The following is a 17,405-nucleotide window of genomic DNA, read 5'->3' as shown; positions in this document are numbered from 1 at the left end:
GTCAGGATGCACATCGGTCTCGTGGGTCTGGGCAAGATGGGCGGGAACATGCGTTCCCGCCTCCGCGACAAGGGCATCGAGGTCACCGGGTACGACCCGAACCCCGACGTCACCGACGTCCCGTCCCTGGCTGCGCTGGTCGAGGCGCTGCCCTCGCCCAAGATCGTCTGGGTGATGGTCCCCTCGGGCAAGATCACCCGCGACACCGTCGCGAACCTGGCGCCGCTGCTCAAGGACGGCGACCTGGTCATCGACGGCGGCAACTCCAAGTGGACCGACGACGAGATCAACTCCAAGCTCCTCGCCGAGCGCGGCACCGGCTACATGGACTGCGGCGTCTCCGGCGGCGTGTGGGGCAAGGACAACGGCTACGGCCTGATGGTCGGCGGCTCCAAGGGCCACGTCGACCTGGCGATGCCGATCTTCGACGCGCTGCGCCCGGAGGGCCCCCGCGAGGAGGGCTTCGTCCACGCCGGCGGCGTCGGGGCGGGCCACTACTCGAAGATGGTCCACAACGGCATCGAGTACGGCCTGATGCACGCCTACGCCGAGGGCTACGAGCTGCTGGAGGCGAAGGGGATCATCCACGACGTCCCCGCCGTCTTCAAGGCCTGGACCCGCGGCACGGTCGTCCGCTCCTGGCTGCTGGACCTCATGGTCCGCGCCCTCGAGGAGGACCCCAAGCTGGACAACATCCGCGGCTACGCGCAGGACTCCGGCGAGGGTCGCTGGACCCTGGAGCAGGCCATCGAGAACGCGGTCCCCATGCCCGTCCTCGCCGCGGCCCTCTTCGCCCGCTTCTCCTCCCGCCAGGAGGACTCCCCCTCCATCAAGGCCGTCGCCGCGCTGCGCAACCAGTTCGGTGGTCACGCCGTCGCGCAGGCCGGGCCCACCTCGGGCACGGGCTCCACGAACAGCTGACCCCCGCGTGCACGTCGCGCACCTCTCGCTCGTCGACTACCGCTCGTACCCGACCCTCGAGCTGGACCTGCGTCCGGGGACGACGACCTTCGTCGGCCTGAACGGGCAGGGCAAGACCAACCTGGTCGAGGCCATCGGGTACGTCGCGACGCTGGGCAGCCACCGGGTCTCCGGTGACGCCCCGCTGGTGCGGCAGGGAGCGGAGCGCGCCGTGGTGCGGGCGCAGCTGGAGCGCGGCGGGCGCCGGGCGCTGGTCGAGCTGGAGATCACCCCGGGGAAGGCGAACCGGGCCCGGCTCAACGGCAACCCGGTCCGCCGGACCCGCGACGTGCTCGGGGTGCTGCGGACGGTGCTCTTCGCCCCCGAGGACCTCGCCCTGGTCAAGGGCGACCCCGGGGAGCGCCGCCGCTACCTCGACGAGCTGCTGGTCACCCGGTGGCCGCGGATCGCCGGGGTGCGGGCCGACTACGACCGGATCCTGCGCCAGCGCACGGCCCTGTTGAAGTCGGCCGGGTCGGCGATGCGCTCGGGCCGGGCGGACACCCACACCCTCGACGTGTGGGACGAGCACCTGGCCACGACGGGGGCGGAGCTGCTGTCGGCCCGGTTGGCGCTGCTGGCGGACCTGCGCTCGCCCACCGACTCCGCCTACCGGGCGGTCAGCGGTGGGCAGGGCGACCTGGAGCTGGGCTACCGCTCCAGCCTGCCCCTGCTCGCGGAGGGGGTGGCCACCACCCCGGGCGGGGAGGCCCCCACCCGGGACGCGCTGCGGGAGGCGCTGCTGGCCTCGATGCTCGAGCAGCGCAAGAGCGAGCTGGACCGCGGGGTGTGCCTCGTGGGCCCGCACCGCGACGACCTCGTCCTCACCCTGGGCGGGATGCCCGCCAAGGGCTACGCCAGCCACGGGGAGAGCTGGTCGGTCGCGCTGGGCCTGCGGCTGGCCAGCTACCGGCTGCTGCTGGCCGACGACGAGGTGGACGACCCCGGCGGGCCGGTGCTCGTGCTCGACGACGTCTTCGCCGAGCTCGACGCGGGCCGGCGCGAACGGCTGTCGGAGGTCGTCGCCGACGCCGAGCAGGTGCTGGTGACCGCCGCGGTGCCCGAGGACGTCCCCGCCGCGCTGCGCGGGGAGCACACCGACCGGGTGCATGTCACCTCCGGCGCGGCGGTCCGCGGTGACTGAGCCGCCGGGGGCGGCCGGGCCCAGGGAGGACCCCGACGCCGCCGGCGAGCCGGGGCAGGACCCCGGGGACGGGCCCGAGGACGACGACGGGTCGATCGGGGCCGACCTCGCGCGCACCGCCCTGGGCCGGGCCCGGGCCGCGGCCGCGGCCCGCGGGCTGCGGCCGGGGCAGGTGCCGCTGGGCGGCAAGCAGACCCGCGAGGAGTGGCGCGAGGCCCGGCGGGGCGGGGGGTCCACCCGCTCCGGGGCCCACCCCGACGCCCGCGACCCGCAGTCGCTGGACTCCACCTTGGGGCGCCTGGTGGGGGAGCGCGGCTGGGAGCGGCCGGTCGCCGTCGGCGGGGCGTTCGGGCGCTGGGACGTCGTCGTCGGCCCCGAGCTGGCCGGGCACTGCACCCCCGAGACGCTCAAGGACGGGACGCTGGTGGTGCGCGCGGAGTCCACGGCCTGGGCCACCCAGGTCCGCCTCCTCACCAGCCACCTCGTCCGGCGCCTGGACGAGGAGCTGGGCCACGGCGTCGTGACGAAGGTCGTCGTCCGGGGCCCGCAGGGGCCCTCGTGGCGCAAGGGCGGGCGCTCCGCCCCCGGCGGGCGGGGACCGCGCGACACCTACGGGTAGCGTCCCGGGCCCGTCCGACGGCCCAGGTTTCGCGTGCACCCGGCCGGGGTGCCCGCGCGTGGTCCCCCACACCCGGGGGGGTCGAACCGCTCAGGAGCGCGCTAGGGGCCGCGCAGCGCGAGATCACGGCCCGCGCGGGGTACACTGGGACACGAACCTGGCGGTCGTAGGGCCTTCGTCGTCGATCGAAGCTTCCTCTGATCAAGACTGGCGGACACGGGCCCGAACGTCCGTGCCCCGTTGCCCGACCGGTCGCCTCGACGCGGAGGGAGCACACCCGCTCGTGCCAGACCAAGAGACGCCCGGTCCCGAGGACACCAGCCCCGAGGACGCACCGTCGCTGGCCGACGCGGTGGCACCCGACGGCACCCCGCGCCCGGAGTACGGCGCCGACGCGATCACCGTCCTCGAGGGTCTCGAGGCGGTGCGCAAGCGCCCCGGCATGTACATCGGCTCGACCGGCGAGCGCGGGCTGCACCACCTCGTCTACGAGGTCGTGGACAACTCCGTCGACGAGGCGCTCGCGGGGTACTGCGACACCATCGCCGTGACGATGCTGGCCGACGGCGGGCTGCGCTGCGTCGACAACGGCCGCGGCATCCCCGTCGACATCATGCCCGGGGAGGGGCGCTCCGCCCTCGAGGTCGTGCTCACCGTCCTGCACGCCGGCGGCAAGTTCGGCGGCGGCGGCTACTCCGTCTCCGGCGGCCTGCACGGCGTCGGCATCTCCGTCGTCAACGCGCTCTCGCGCCGCGTCGACGTCGAGGTCCGGCGGCAGGGCCACGTGTGGCGGCAGTCCTTCGAGGGCGGCGTCCCGGTGGCGCCGCTGGAGAAGGGCGAGGAGACCGGCGAGACCGGCACCTCGATCACGTTCTGGCCCAGCCCCGAGACGTTCGAGACGACCGTCTTCGACTTCGAGACCCTGCGCACCCGCTTCCAGCAGACGTGCTTCCTCAACAAGGGCCTGACGATCTCCCTGAGCGACGAGCGCGTCGTGGAGGACGAGGTCGAGGACGAGTCCACCGACGCGAAGCCGCTGCGCGACGTCACCTACCGCTACGACGGCGGTCTCGTGGACTACGTGAAGCACGTGAACTCGCTGAAGAAGAACGAGCCGCTGCACGACTCGATCATCAGCCTGGAGGCCGAGGACACCGAGCAGGGGATCTCCCTCGAGGTCGCCATGCAGTGGACGACGGCGTACTCCGAGACGGTCTTCACCTTCGCCAACGCCATCAACACCACCGAGGGCGGGACGCACGAGACGGGCTTCCGGACGGCGCTGACCTCGCTGGTCCAGGAGTACGCCCGGGCCGCGAAGCCGGCGCTGCTCAAGGAGAACGACACCCTCGAGGGGTCCGACATCCGCGAGGGCCTCACGGCGATCATCTCGGTGAAGCTGTCCGAGCCGCAGTTCGAGGGCCAGACGAAGACGAAGCTGGGCAACACCTCCGCCCGCACCTACGTGAACGCCCAGGTGCGCGAGCACCTCGGGCACTGGTTCGCCTCCAACCCCAAGGAGGCCTACCAGATCGCGAAGAAGGCGCACTCGGCCTCGGTCGCGCGCCAGGCCGCCCGCAAGGCGCGCGAGGCGAGCCGCAAGTCGCTGCTGGAGCGCAACTCGCTGCCGGGCAAGCTGAAGGACTGCCAGTCCAACAACCCCGCCGAGTGCGAGGTGTTCATCGTCGAGGGCGACTCCGCGGGCGGTTCGGCCACCCGCGGCCGCGACCCGCGCACCCAGGCGATCCTGCCGATCCGCGGCAAGATCCTCAACGTGGAGAAGGCCCGCCTGGACCGTGCCCTGGGCAACCAGGAGGTGCAGGCCCTCATCACCGCCTTCGGCACCGGCATCGGCGAGGAGTTCAACCTCGAGAAGCTCCGGTACCACAAGATCATCATCATGGCCGACGCGGACGTGGACGGTCAGCACATCCGCACGCTGCTGCTGACGCTGCTGTTCCGCTACATGAGCCCGCTGGTGGAGAACGGCCACGTGTACCTGGCGCAGCCGCCGCTGTACCGGATCAAGTGGATGGGCGGGGCCGCGCACGAGTTCGCCTACTCCGACCGCGAGCGCGACGCGCTCATGGAGGCCGGTCTCGCGGCGGGCAAGAAGCTGCCCAAGGAGGGCAAGACCCAGCGGTACAAGGGTCTGGGCGAGATGAACTGGGACGAGCTGTCCGAGACCACGATGGACCGCGCCCACCGCACGCTGCTGCAGGTGACCCTCGAGGACGCCGCCGCGGCCGACGCGGTGTTCTCGGTCCTCATGGGCGAGGACGTGGAGTCGCGCCGCAGCTTCATCCAGCGCAACGCCCGCGACGTGAGGTTCCTCGACGTGTGACAGGTCGATGTTCCACGTGGAACGAGACGACACGACGACCGTGATCTGAGAGGCGAACCCCAGCGTGAGCGAGAGCACCACCGAACCCCCCCACCCCGGCGACCGCGTCGAGCAGGTGGACCTGCAGGCCGAGATGCAGCGGTCCTACCTCGACTACGCGATGAGCGTGATCGTCTCCCGGGCCCTGCCCGACGTGCGCGACGGTCTCAAGCCCGTCCACCGCCGGGTGCTGTACGCGATGTACGACGGCGGGTACCGCCCCGACCGCGGGTACTCCAAGTGCGCCCGCGTCGTCGGCGACGTCATGGGTCACTACCACCCGCACGGCGACACCTCGATCTACGACGCCCTGGTCCGCCTCGCCCAGGACTGGTCGCTGCGCTACCCGCTCGTCGACGGGCAGGGCAACTTCGGCTCCCCGGGCAACGACCCGGCCGCCGCGCCCCGCTACACCGAGTGCCGCATGGCGCCGCTGGCCATGGAGATGGTCCGCGACATCGACGAGGAGACCGTCGACTTCTCGCCCAACTACGACGGGCACACCGACGAGCCCGACGTCCTGCCCAGCCGCTTCCCGAACCTGCTGGTCAACGGGTCCGCCGGCATCGCCGTGGGCATGGCGACGAACATCCCCCCGCACAACCTGCGCGAGGTCGCCGAGGGCGCGAAGTGGTTGCTGGACAACCCCGACGCCTCCGACGAGGAGCAGCTCGCCGCGCTGCTGACCCGCATCAAGGGACCCGACTTCCCGACCGGGGCCCTGATCCTGGGCCACCGCGGCATCAGCGACGCCTACCGCACCGGCCGCGGCTCCATCACCATGCGGGCCGTCGTGGAGGTCGAGGAGATCCAGGGCCGGACCTGCCTCGTCGTCAGCGAGCTGCCGTACCAGGTCAACCCGGACAACCTGGCGGAGAACATCGCCAACCTCGTCCGCGACGGCCGCCTCACCGGCATCGCCGACGTGCAGGACCACACCTCCGGCAAGACCGGCCAGCGCCTCGTCATCATCCTGCGCCGCGACGCCGTGGCGAAGGTCGTGCTGAACAACCTCTACAAGCACACCCAGCTGCAGACGAACTTCGGCGCGAACATGCTCGCCCTGGTCGACGGGGTGCCGCGCACGCTGCCGATCCACGCCTTCCTCAAGCACTGGATCGCCCACCAGCTCGACGTCATCGTCCGCCGGACCCGGTTCCGGCTGCGCAAGGCCGAGGAGCGCGCGCACATCCTGCGGGCGCTGCTCAAGGCCCTCGACGCCCTCGACGAGGTCATCGCGCTCATCCGCGCCAGCCCGACGGTCGAGTCCGCGCGCGACGGCCTGATGGGGCTGCTGGAGATCGACGAGATCCAGTCCCGCGCCATCCTGGAGATGCAGCTGCGCCGCCTCGCGGCCCTGGAGCGCCAGCGCATCACCGACGAGTACGACGAGCTCATGCGGATGATCGGGGACTTCAACGACATCCTCGCCCGTCCCGAGCGGCAGCGGCAGATCGTCGGGGACGAGCTCGCCGAGCTCGTCGAGCGCTACGGCGACGAGCGCAAGACGCAGATCCTGCCCTTCGAGGGCGACATGACCGTCGAGGACCTCATCCCCGTCGAGGACGTCGTCGTCACCGTCACCCGCGGCGGGTACGCCAAGCGCACCAAGACCGACCTGTACCGCGCCCAGCGGCGCGGCGGGCGCGGGGTCCGGGGCGCGAGCCTGCGCGAGGACGACGTCGTGGAGCACTTCTTCACCACGACGACCCACCACTGGCTGCTGTTCTTCACCAACCTCGGGCGGGTGTACCGGGCCAAGGGCTACGAGCTGCCCGAGGGCGGCCGGGACGGGCGCGGTCAGCACGTCGCGAACCTGCTGGCCTTCCAGCCGGGGGAGCGGATCGTCGCCGTCCTCGACATCGAGGACTACGAGCAGGCGCCGTACCTGGTGCTCGCCACCCGCGGCGGCATCGTCAAGAAGACCCGGCTCTCCGAGTACGACTCCAACCGCTCCGGCGGCCTCATCGCCATCAACCTGCGCTCCCACCCGGGGGCGGACGGGACCGAGGAGGTCGACGACGAGCTGTTCGCGGCGACCCTGGTCAGCGAGGACGAGGACCTCTTCCTCGTCTCGCGCAAGGGGATGAGCGTCCGCTTCGAGGCGACCGACGAGAACCTGCGCCCGATGGGCCGGGCCACCTCCGGGGTCACCGGGATGAAGTTCCGCGGCGAGGACGAGCTCCTGGCGATGGCGGTGGCCCGCGACGACCTGTTCGTCTTCGTGGTCACCGAGCTCGGCTACGCCAAGCGCACCAAGATCGAGCACTACCGCAAGCAGGGCCGCGGGGGCCTGGGCATCAAGGTCGCCAAGCTGACCGAGGAGCGCGGGGACCTCGTCGGCGCGCTCACCGTCTCCGAGGACGACGAGGTGCTCGTCGTCATGCAGGCCGGGCGGGTCGTGCGCTCGCGGGTGGACGAGGTGCCGGACAAGGGGCGCGACACCATGGGCGTCACCTTCGCCCGGCCCGAGACCGGCGACCGCATCCTCGCCATCACCCGCAACGTCGAACGCGTCATCGACGTGGAGGTCGAGGCCGAGGAGGTCTCCGAGGCCACCACGAGCGGGGTCGACGACCCGATCGCCGACGTCGCCGGCAGCGGGGACGACCTGGCGGCCGCCGAGGGCGCCGACGAGGCCCCCATCGGTGGAGCACCTGTGGAGGAACGGGGCATCGACCCTGTGTCGGGGGCCGGGGATGGCGTACCGTCGCCTGAGGCTCCGACCAGTGAGCCTGATCCCGGAGGTGACGAGTGACCCCCGCCGAACGCGCGACAGCGTCGTCGGCCCAGTCGGGCAGGGCGGACCGGTCCGCGCCGTCCCCGGCCGGAGCCGCCGCGACGGCCCAGCCCACCGCGACGGCCCAGCCGGCCACGGCCGCGCGCGCCCGCAACGGCGTGGACGCCGTCCCGCGCCGGGTGCGGCTGACGCTGGCCCGGGTCGACCCGTGGTCGGTCACGAAGCTGTCGTTCCTGCTCTCGGTGGCCGTCGGCATCGCCCTGGTGGTGGCGACGGCGGTCGTGTGGAGCGTGCTGGACGGGATGGGCGTCTTCACCGACCTCGACGGCCTGCTCACCGACGTCGTCGGCAACGAGGTCGACTTCGACCTGCTGGACTACGTCGGCTTCGGGAAGGTCATCTCCCTGGCCACGGTCATCGCCGTCGTCGACGTCGTGCTGCTCACGGCGCTGTCGACGATCGTGGCGTTCCTCTACAACGTGTCGTCGGCCCTGGTGGGCGGGCTGCACGTCACCCTGTCCGACGACTGATCCGGTTCGAGGCACGCCCTCCCATCGGGTAAGGTTGACGACGCCGCGCACCCCGGCGGCGGAGGGCCTATAGCTCAGTCGGTTAGAGCGCTTCCCTGATAAGGAAGAGGTCGGAGGTTCAAGTCCTCCTAGGCCCACCCTCGAAAGCCCCCGGAGAATTCTCCGGGGGCTTTCGCGTTCCCGCCCCGCGCGGCACGGTGGGGTGGTGACGACGTCCTTCCCGCGCCTGCTGCACACCGTCCTCGACGCCACCGACGTCCGCGAGCTCGCGGAGTTCTACCGCGAGCTGCTGGGGCTGAGCTACCGCGCCGGTGACGAACCCCCCGGGGACGGGGTGGACGGGCCCGGCTGGCTGGTGCTCGTCGACGCCGGGGGACGGCGGGTCCTGGCCTTCCAGCAGGTCGAGGTGCTGCCCCGGGCGACGTGGCCGACGGGCGGGGTGCCGCAGCAGGTGCACGTCGACTTCACCGTGCCCGACCGCGAGGCGCTGGCCCACCACCACGCCCGGGCCCTGGCGCTGGGGGCGCGCCCGCTGCGCGACGGCAGCGCGGAGGAGGTCGAACCGATCCACGTCTACGCCGACCCGGCGGGGCACCCGTTCTGCGTCTTCGTGCGGGAAGGGTGATCCTCGTGTGACGAGAGGTCACTCACGGTAAGTTGCCGGGGTGGAGGGACGGCTGCTGGCGACCGCGGCGCACGTCAAGGCGCTCGTGGAGAGCCACGGCGCCGGCGACGACGCGCGCTTCCGCGCGGCCGTCGCCGAGGTCCTGGAGAACGCCGGCCGGTCCAAGGAGGTCGAGGAGCTCCGCCGCCTGCTGGAGACCCGGCGCGCCAGCGTCCGCCCCCAGGCCCCGCCGCAACCCCCGCCCCCCTCCTCGGTGGCCCAGCCGCGCGGGGAGCTGGCCCAGGTCCTCACCGCCTCCCTCCCCGGCGCCCAGCTGGCCGACCTCGCCCTCGCCAGCGACGTCATGGCCCGCCTGCACCGCGTCCTCACCGAGCAGCGGCACGCCGAGACGCTGCGCGCCCGGGGGTTCGAACCGCTGCGCAAGCTGCTGCTGACCGGCCCCCCCGGCACCGGCAAGACCATGACGGCCGAGGTGCTGGCCGCCGAGCTCGCCCTGCCGCTGTTCTCCGTGCGCCTGGACGTCTTCGCCGACCTGCCCGCCGAGGACGCCGTCGCCAAGCTGTCCCTGGTCTTCGACCTGCTGGCCCAGAGCCGCGGGGTGTGCCTCTTCGACGACGTCGACACCCTCATCGACCCCGACGGGGGCGAGCGCAGCCGTACCCACCTGCGCGACGTCCTGCGCACCTTCACCGGTCTGCTCGACCAGGACGCCTCCACCGCCGTCCTCGTCGTCACCACCAACCGCCCCCAGCTGCTCGAGCGCCCCGTGCTGCGCCGCTTCGACACCGTCGTCGACTACCCGCTGCCCAGCACCGGGGTGGTGCAGGAGGTCGTCCTGCGCCGGCTGCGCGGGTTCGACCTCAGCGCGGTGGAGTGGCCGCGGGTCGCCTCCACCGCCAGCGGCCTCAGCCACGAGCAGGTCTCGGCCGCCGCCGCGCTGGCCGCCAAGCAGTGCATCCTCGACGGCGCGCCCCAGGTCGAGACCGCCGCGCTGCTCGCGGCCCTGCGCGAACGCCGGCAGATGCTCAAGATGGCCCCGTGAGGACCCGCTTCGAGGTGCTCGTGGTCTGCACGGCCAACGTCAGCCGCTCACCCCTCGGGGTGGCGCTGCTGCGCCACCACCTCACCGAGCGCTTCGGCGAGGCCGCCGCCACGATCCGGGTGACCTCCGCGGGCACGGACGCCCGCGACGGGGAACCCACCGACCGCGCCGTCGCGGAGGTCCTGCGCCGGCTGCACCGCCCCGTCCTCGCCACCGGACCCGCCCGCCGGCTCGACGCGCGGCTCGTCGACACCGCCGACCTCGTCCTCACCATGACCCGCACCCAGCGCGCCAGCGTGATCACCACCGTCCCCCCGGCGCAGCGGCGGGTCTTCACCGTGCTGGAGCTGGCCCGGATCGCCCGCCGCCTCGGCGGGGACCGCCGGCTGCCGGCGAGCTCCGCACCCGCCGCGGCCCTGCGGGCCCTGGTCACCGCGGCCCCGGCGTGGCGGGGCCCGACGGCGCCGCAGGACCCCGCCTCCGACGACGTCGCCGACGTGCACCTGCTCGAGGTCGAGGAGCAGCTGAAGGCCGGCCGCCGCCTCGACGAGGCGTTCGCCGCGGTCGTGGCGGCGCTGCCGGGACCCCCCGCCGGAGCGGCCCCCCGCTGACGCGACCCGCCGCGTGACGGAGCCCGCCGCGGGAGGGGCGCTCAGCGCTCCAGCACGACGGCCTCGGCGTCGTCGGGGACCGTCGGCTGGTACCCGTAGCCGTACTCGTAGGCGTAGGAGTAGTCCGAGGCCTTCGCCGGGACCATCGTCAGGACCCCGCCGAGCACCGGGGCGTCGACCGCCCGCAGCCGCTCCAGGGCCCGGGTGAGGTGGTCCCGCGTCGTCTTGCCGTGCTTGACCACGACGAGGGCGCCGTCGGTCTGGCGGGCCAGCACGGCCGCGTCGGCGACCGGCAGCAGCGGCGGGCTGTCGATGATGACGAGGTCGGCGCGCTCGCGCAGCCGGGCCAGCAGGTCGCCCATGTGCCGGGAACCGAGCAGGGCCGCCGGGTTCAGCGGGATCGGGCCGCTGGCCAGCACCGACAGGCCCGTGTCCCCGTAGGGCTGCAGGACGTCGTCGAGGTCGGCGCGCCCGGCCAGGACGGTCGTCAGGCCGGCGCTGTCCTCCACCCCCAGGTAGTCCGCCACCCGCGGCAGCCGCAGGTCGCCCTCGACGAGGACCACCCGCATCCCCGCCGTCGCGGCGGTCAGGGCCAGGTTCACCGCCGTGGTGCTCTTGCCCTCCCCGGGCAGGGCGGAGGTGACGACGAGGACCCGCGGCGGGTGGTCGACGTCGGCGAACTGCAGGTTCGTCCGGATCTGGCGCAGCGCCTCCGACTGCGGGGAGCGCGAACCCTCCACGACCAGCTCGGGACGCGGACCGCCCTCCCCGGCGGGCACCGACCCCAGGGCGGGGGCCCCGAGGTCGGTGATCGTGCTCAGGGACTTCACGGTCGTGTCCAGGACCTCGCGCAGCACGGCGAGCCCCGTCCCGAGCACCACCCCGGCCAGCAGCCCCAGGGCCAGGGTCCGCAGCAGGTTCGGGGCGATGGGGTCCTCCCGGACCACCGCCGGGCGCAGCACGTTGATGCGCACCGGGCTCGCGCTCGCCGGGGTGGCCTGCTCGAGCTCGCTCACCGCCCGCCCGAAGTGCTTGGACACGGAGTTGGCGATGTCGGCCGCCCGCTGCGGGGAGGACTCGTCGACGGTGACCTCGATGAGGACCGTCCCCAGCGGGGCGCTGGAACCGACGTGGTCCGACAGCGCCCGCGGCGTGGTGTCCAGGTCCAGCTCGTCAATGACCGGCTGCAGCACCTTCGGGCTGGTGAGGACACCGGTGTAGGACTGCACCCGCTGCTGGGCGAACATGCTGCCCTGCATGAGCAGCGCCGCGTTGCCGGTGTCGTACATCGACACGAACAGCAGGCTGTCGGCGCGGTAGACGGGAGCGCTGGCGCTGTAGGCCCCGGCCCCGGCCCCGCCGCCCAGCAGCACTGACAGGACCACGAGGATCCAGTGCTTGCGCAGAGCGCGCAGGTAGTCGACGAGGTCCACGGACCTCCATCGGCCGCGACCGGCCCCACCTGACGCGCACCCGCCCGGACCGGGCCGAACGGGTCGCGGACCCGGGTCGAGGGCCCCGGACCCTCAAGGGGACACGCCGAGCGGACGAACAAGCTGGAGTCCGGCGCGCGCCGCGTGCTACCGGACCGACCGACGAGGAGGGGTGGGCGTGACCGTGACCGGTGGTCCCAGCGCGGGCCCGCGCCCCCTCGCCCCCTGGCCCTCCACCCCGGCCACCCACCCCCGCCGCCAGCGCTCCCAGCTGGCGATGCTGCTGCTGGCCACCGACGCGGTCTGCGTCCTCGGCGTCGTCCTCCTGCTCGGGCAGGGCGGACCCGCGGTGCTGGTGTTCTCCGCCTCGGTCCTCGCCGTCCACGCCGCCGTCGGCCTCTACCGCCCGCGCCTGGACCTCAGCGTCCTCGACGACCTGCCGCTGCTCCTCGGCGGCGCCGTCGCCGCGATCGGCGTCGCCGCCATCGGCGGGGGCGCGCTGGGCCTGGGGGAGGTCGACCGCCGCACCCTCCTCGTCGCGCTCGTCCAGACCGGCCTCGTCCTCGCCGCCCGCACCGCCGCCTACATCGCGCGCCGGCGCACCCGGATCTCCGGGCAGGTCGCCCACCGCACCCTCGTCGTCGGCTGCGGCGGCCTCGGGGCGCAGCTGGTGGAGATCTTCCGCTCCGGCGAGCACGGCCTGCTGCCCGTCGGCTTCATCGACGACGCCCCCCGGCTGTCCGCGGAGGACCGCCCGCTGCCCGTGCTCGGCGGGATCGCCGACCTCGCCGAGACCGTCCGCCGGCACGGGATCGTCGTCGTCGTCATCGCCTACTCCAACGCCCCCGAGATGGTCGTCGTGGACGTGCTGCGCGGCTGCCAGGACGTCGACGTCGAGATCCTCGTCGTGCCCCGGTTCTGGCAGGTCACCAGCACCCACCGCTCCATGCAGACGGCGCGGGGGGTGCCCATGGTGCAGCTGCGCCGCCCCGCGTTCCGGGCCGCGACGTGGCCGCTGAAGCGGGTCGTGGACGTCAGCGCCTCCGCCGTGGCCCTGCTCCTGCTCAGCCCCGTCATCGCCGCGTGCGCCCTGGCCCTGCGCCTGGAGGTGGGCCCGGGGGTGCTGTTCCGCCAGGAACGGGTCGGCATCGAGGGCCGGCGCTTCGAGCTGCTCAAGCTCCGCACCCTGCGCACCACGACCGCCGAGTCCGACACCCGGTGGAGCGTCGACGGCGACGACCGCGTCGGGCCGGTGGGGCGCTGGCTGCGCAAGCTGTCCCTGGACGAGCTGCCGCAGTTGTGGAACGTGCTGCGCGGCGACATGTCGCTGGTGGGTCCCCGCCCGGAGCGGCCCCACTTCGTCGAGCGGTTCACCCTCGAGCACGACGGCTACCTCTGGCGCCACCGCGTCCCCGTCGGGGTCACCGGCTGGGCCCAGGTCAACGGCCTGCGCGGGGACACCTCCATCGCCGACCGCGCCCGCTTCGACAACCACTACGTGGAGAACTGGTCGCTGTGGCTGGACGTCAAGATCCTGCTGCGCACCGTCGTCCAGGTCGTCACCGCGGCGGGACGGTGAGCGCCGCCCCGCTGGTGCTCGTCCTCGGCACCGCCGACTGGGACGCCGCGATCGCCACCAACCAGCACCACGTCGCCCCCGCGCTCGCCCGCCGCTGGCCGGTGCTGTTCGCCGAGGGCACCGGCACCCGCCGGCTGCGGGTCTCCGACGCGCGCCGCGTCCTGCGGCGGCTGCGCCCGCCCGCGCCCGTCCCGGGCCGCCCCGTGCCGGCGGGCCTGGAGGTCGTCAGCCCCCGCCTCGTCCCCCACCACGCCCCCTCCACCCGCGCGGTCAACGGGTGGGCGCTGCGCCGGCAGGTCCGGCGCTGGGTCGAGCACGACGGGCCGCGGCTGCTGTGGACGTACACCCCGTTCACGTACGGCCTGGAGGCGCTGGCCGACCGGACCGTCTACCACCTCGTCGACCTCCTCCACGAGAACCCCGGCGTGCACCGCGCCCGCCTGCTCGCCGCCGAGCGGTCCCTGGCGGCCGGCACCGACCTCGCCCTCGCCACCAGCCCCGCCGTGCAGGAGCACCTGCGCGAACGGGGTTTCGCCGCGACCCGGTGCCTGCCCAACGTGTGCGACGTGGACCTCTTCGCCGCCGCCCGCGGGCGCGGCGCCCCCCGCTCCGCGACCGTCGTCTTCGCCGGGACCCTCGCCCCGCACAAGGTCGACCTGCCCCTGCTCCTCGACCTCGCCACCGCCCTGCGCGGGCGCGGGCGGCTGCGCCTCATCGGGCCCGTCACCGCCGACTGCGCCGGCGACCCCGCGTGGGCGCGGCTGCTGGCCGCCGGCGCCGAGGTCGTCGGCCCGCTGCCGGCGGGTGCCCTCGCCGACGAGCTCGCCGCCGCGACCGTCGGGATCGTGCCCTACCGGGTGTCCCCGCTGACCGCGGGCATCAGCCCGCTGAAGACCTTCGAGTACCTCGCGGCGGGCCTGCCGGTGGTGAGCACGCCGCTGCCCGCCGTCGCCGCGGTGCCCGGGGCGGTGTTCGTCACCGCGCGCCCGGAGTTCACCGCCCGGGTGCTGGACGTGCTCGCCGACCCCGACCCGGCCCGCCCGGCGCGGGTCGCCGACCTCGCCCGCGGGCAGGACTGGACGTCGCGGGGACGGGAGCTGCGGGCGCTCGCCGGGGCGCTGCTCGCGGCGTGAACCCGCCGGGCCCGGCTCAGCGCACCAGCGACCGGACCACCCGCCGCCACGGCGGCAGCAGCGCCGCGGCCAGGCCGAACACGACCAGCACGCACCCGCCCACGCCCAGCAGACCCGGCCAGCCCGACGCCGCCGGCAGCCGCCCGCACAGCAGCCACGCCGCACCCGCCACCGGCACGCACGCCCCCACCCAGCGCCACAGCAGCGCCCCCACCCCGAGCGCGTGCGCCGCGACCGCGGCCGTCACCACCGCCCCGGCCGAGGAGGCCAGCCCCAGCGTCACCGGCCCCAGCCACGCGTGCAGCGCCACGTTCAGCACCAGCGTCACGACCAGACCCGCCAGCAGCGACCCCGCCGCCACCCGGTTCCGGTCCGCGGCGTTCAGGGCCTTCACCAGCACGTACGCGCACGACTGCGCCCAGAAGCCCAGCCCGAGGCCCGCCAGCACCGACGCCGACGTCGCCACCGCCGCGGCGTCGAAGGCGCCGCGGGCGTAGAGGACCTCCACGACGGGGGAGCTCCCCACCGCCAGCACCACCGAGACCGGGGCCACCACGAGCAGCAACCCGGGCAGGATCGCGGCCAGGCGCTCGCGGGCGGCGGCGGTGCCCAGTCCCGCCAGCGCCGCGAGCCCGGCCAGGCCCAGCGGCACCGCGACGAGGTTCACCCCGGTCGTCGCGACGAAGCGGGCGTAGTCCACGGCGGCGACGACCTCGTCGCCCATGAGCGAGGCGACGACCCGTTCGGCCACGACGGAACCCTGCAGCACCACCGGCAGCAGCAGCAGCGGGCGCACCCGCCGCCACAGCCGGGACCGCAGCTCCCGCCCGCCCCCGCCGCCCGCCGCGGGCAGGAACCCGCGGGCGCGCACCGAGCGGTACCCCCACGCGTGCAGGACGAGGTAGGCCGCGGCGAAACCGCCCGCCAGCACGACCGGTTCCCCCAGCACCCAGGCCAGGCCCAGGGCGAGGAGCATCCCGAGGTTCTGCGCCGTGGCCCGCGCGCTGGACAACCGGAACCCCCCGTGGGAGATCTCCAGGTAGCTCAGCAGCGAGAACTGCAGGTAGCTGGGGATCCCCAGGGCCATCACCCGCAGGAACTGCGCGCAGGTGGCCGCCGTCGCGGGGGCCAGACCAGGGGCCAGCAGGTCCACCACCGCGGGCGCCAGCGCCAGCGACCCGAGGGTGAGCACGGCCGCCAGCCACCGCAGCGCCACCCGCACCCCGCGGAACAGCGTCGCCGCGCGCGCCGGGTCGGTGGTGAGGAGCTCCTTGTGCAGGGGCAGGAAACCCGCAGTGAGGACGTCGGCGGTGAAGAGGTCGACGGGGACGAGGGTCCCGGTCTGCGCCACCCGGGCCGCGGTGGTGGGGACCCCCGTGCCGTAGGCCGCGGCGAGCAGCACCTCCCGCAGCAGGCCCAGCAGCTTGCCGACCAGCCCGCCGAGGACGAGGCGCCGGACGGCGTCGCGCATCAGCCGGCGCCCAGCAGCACCGCGTACCGCCGCGCCACCGACGCCAGGTCGTAGCCGGGCGGCAGCAGCGGCACCGTCGACCGCCCGCGCTCCAGGACGTCCCCGACCGTGGCGGCCAGGGCCCGGGGGCTGGTCGCGTCGGCGCGGGTCACCGCGTCCCCCGCCCCCTCCACGGGGGCCGTGGTCAGCGACGTGACGACGGGGGTCCCGCAGGCCAGGGACTCCAGGACGGCCATCGGCAGGCCCTCCCGCCACTGCGAGGTGAGCAGCGAGACGTCCGCGGCCGCGTACAGCGCGGGCAGCCGCCCGCGCTCCACCGCCCCCAGGAACCGGACCCGGTCGTCGACCCCGAGCTCCGCGGCCAGGCGCTGCAGCGGGGCGCGTTCGGGGCCGTCGCCGGCGAGGACCAGGACCGCGCCGGAACCGGTCAGCAGCTGCACCGAGCGGTCGACGCGCTTCTGCGGGTGCAGCCGGCCCGCGACGAGCAGCAGCGGGGAACCCTCGGGCACGGCCAGCTCCCGGCGCACCCGCGCCGCGGCCGCCGGGTCGGGGTGGAACCGCGCGGTGTCGATCCCGTTGGGCAGCAGGTGGACCGGGGGCATGGCGACCAGGCGCCCCAGCGGGGGCCGGGTGAGGGAGCGCTCGACGCTGGGCCCGATCGCGGCGACGGTGTCGAAGCGGCGGTAGGTCGCGACGTCGCGGAGCAGGCCGTGGACGTTGCGCACCGAGGAGAGGACCGGGCGCAGCCGGCGGCTGGTGAGCTTGGAGGTGAGTTCCATGACCGAGGTCCCGTGCGCCTGCAGCACGGTGCGCGCCCCGCGGCCCGCGGCCAGGTCGACCCCGGAGAACGCGCCCGCGCTGACGGAGAGCACCCCGGCCACCGACCCGTCGGACAGTTCCGCGGCCAGCGCCGCGCGGGAACCCCGCCACCACGCCGCGGAGTACCGCCCGGGAGGGGTTCCCGGCAGCGCGCGGACGCGCACCCCGTCCAGCTCGAACTCCGCCCGCCCGGGCAGCGACGTCGTCAGGACGGTCACCGGCGCGGTCCGCGCCAGTTCCCGGGCCAGGTCCCACGCGACGGACTCCATGCCGCCCGCGTGGTGCAGGGGCAGGCCGCGGGTGAGCACGACGACCC

The 17,405-nt window shown here is 74.3% G+C and carries 14 protein-coding genes and 1 tRNA gene; 12 read left to right on the top strand and 3 right to left on the bottom strand.

Translation table 11 applies throughout. The features are described from left to right. Positions 1-6 precede the first annotated feature (6 nt). The 10 genes from gnd to KRAD_RS11135 all read left to right on the top strand — a co-directional run bounded on the left by gnd (position 7) and on the right by KRAD_RS11135 (position 10,654). The gene (gnd, locus tag KRAD_RS11180) at positions 7-921 is read left to right on the top strand and encodes a phosphogluconate dehydrogenase (NAD(+)-dependent, decarboxylating) (RefSeq protein ID WP_012085690.1); all 915 of its coding nucleotides are present in this window, start codon (positions 7-9) and stop codon (positions 919-921) included. 7 nt (positions 922-928) lie between these two features. After that, positions 929-2,104 (top strand): DNA replication/repair protein RecF, encoded by a 1,176-nt coding sequence (gene recF / locus KRAD_RS11175; protein WP_012085688.1) that lies wholly within the window; start codon positions 929-931, stop codon positions 2,102-2,104. Next, positions 2,070-2,723 carry a DciA family protein gene (locus KRAD_RS11170; protein WP_012085687.1) on the top strand — a complete coding sequence of 218 codons (654 nt, stop codon included), beginning with the start codon at positions 2,070-2,072 and terminating at the stop codon, positions 2,721-2,723. The genes recF and KRAD_RS11170 overlap by 35 nt, the downstream gene beginning before the upstream one ends. A gap of 283 nt (positions 2,724-3,006) precedes the next feature. Then, entirely contained in the window at positions 3,007-5,067 is a 2,061-nt protein-coding gene (gene gyrB, locus KRAD_RS11165; protein ID WP_012085686.1) for a DNA topoisomerase (ATP-hydrolyzing) subunit B, read from the top strand. 64 nt (positions 5,068-5,131) lie between these two features. After that, positions 5,132-7,864 carry a DNA gyrase subunit A gene (gene gyrA / locus KRAD_RS11160; RefSeq protein WP_012085685.1) on the top strand — a complete coding sequence of 911 codons (2,733 nt, stop codon included), beginning with the start codon at positions 5,132-5,134 and terminating at the stop codon, positions 7,862-7,864. After that, a complete protein-coding gene (locus KRAD_RS11155; protein ID WP_012085684.1) occupies positions 7,861-8,376 on the top strand; it encodes a DUF3566 domain-containing protein in 516 nt (171 codons plus the stop codon). Before gyrA ends, KRAD_RS11155 begins: the two co-directional genes overlap by 4 nt. A 63-nt stretch (positions 8,377-8,439) precedes the next feature. Further along, positions 8,440-8,513: transfer RNA gene (locus KRAD_RS11150), tRNA-Ile, on the top strand. Between the two features lie 68 nt (positions 8,514-8,581). Next, the gene (locus KRAD_RS11145; RefSeq protein WP_012085683.1) at positions 8,582-9,001 is read left to right on the top strand and encodes a VOC family protein; all 420 of its coding nucleotides are present in this window, start codon (positions 8,582-8,584) and stop codon (positions 8,999-9,001) included. A gap of 40 nt (positions 9,002-9,041) precedes the next feature. Further along, positions 9,042-10,043, top strand: a complete 1,002-nt coding sequence (locus KRAD_RS11140) for an ATP-binding protein (protein ID WP_012085682.1) — start codon at positions 9,042-9,044, stop codon at positions 10,041-10,043. Beyond that, a complete protein-coding gene (locus KRAD_RS11135; protein ID WP_012085681.1) occupies positions 10,040-10,654 on the top strand; it encodes an arsenate reductase/protein-tyrosine-phosphatase family protein in 615 nt (204 codons plus the stop codon). The genes KRAD_RS11140 and KRAD_RS11135 overlap by 4 nt, the downstream gene beginning before the upstream one ends. 41 nt (positions 10,655-10,695) lie before the next feature. On the opposite strand, the gene KRAD_RS11130 is transcribed toward KRAD_RS11135, so the two are convergent. Beyond that, on the bottom strand, positions 10,696-12,087 hold the full coding sequence (locus KRAD_RS11130) for a tyrosine-protein kinase domain-containing protein (RefSeq protein WP_012085680.1): 1,392 nt from the start codon (positions 12,085-12,087) through the stop codon (positions 10,696-10,698). A gap of 178 nt (positions 12,088-12,265) precedes the next feature. Here KRAD_RS11130 and KRAD_RS11125 point away from each other — a divergent pair, with 178 nt between their 5' ends. Together KRAD_RS11125 and KRAD_RS11120 are read left to right on the top strand one after the other, a co-directional pair. Next, the gene (locus KRAD_RS11125) at positions 12,266-13,666 is read left to right on the top strand and encodes a sugar transferase (RefSeq protein WP_012085679.1); all 1,401 of its coding nucleotides are present in this window, start codon (positions 12,266-12,268) and stop codon (positions 13,664-13,666) included. Further along, the gene (locus tag KRAD_RS11120) at positions 13,663-14,799 is read left to right on the top strand and encodes a glycosyltransferase (RefSeq protein ID WP_012085678.1); all 1,137 of its coding nucleotides are present in this window, start codon (positions 13,663-13,665) and stop codon (positions 14,797-14,799) included. The genes KRAD_RS11125 and KRAD_RS11120 overlap by 4 nt, the downstream gene beginning before the upstream one ends. A gap of 16 nt (positions 14,800-14,815) precedes the next feature. On the opposite strand, the gene KRAD_RS11115 is transcribed toward KRAD_RS11120, so the two are convergent. Both KRAD_RS11115 and KRAD_RS24300 read right to left on the bottom strand, forming a co-directional pair. Next, the gene (locus tag KRAD_RS11115; protein WP_012085677.1) at positions 14,816-16,270 is read right to left on the bottom strand and encodes a lipid II flippase MurJ; all 1,455 of its coding nucleotides are present in this window, start codon (positions 16,268-16,270) and stop codon (positions 14,816-14,818) included. Beyond that, on the bottom strand, positions 16,270-17,397 hold the full coding sequence (locus KRAD_RS24300; protein WP_157873572.1) for a glycosyltransferase family 4 protein: 1,128 nt from the start codon (positions 17,395-17,397) through the stop codon (positions 16,270-16,272). The genes KRAD_RS11115 and KRAD_RS24300 overlap by 1 nt, the downstream gene beginning before the upstream one ends. Positions 17,398-17,405: the final 8 nt, after the last annotated feature.

It is taken from the genome of Kineococcus radiotolerans SRS30216 = ATCC BAA-149, from assembly GCF_000017305.1.
Lineage (GTDB): Bacteria > Actinomycetota > Actinomycetes > Actinomycetales > Kineococcaceae > Kineococcus > Kineococcus radiotolerans.
The sequence above is the reverse complement of the archived record's forward strand: the minus strand, read 5'-3'. Positions and strand labels throughout refer to the sequence as shown.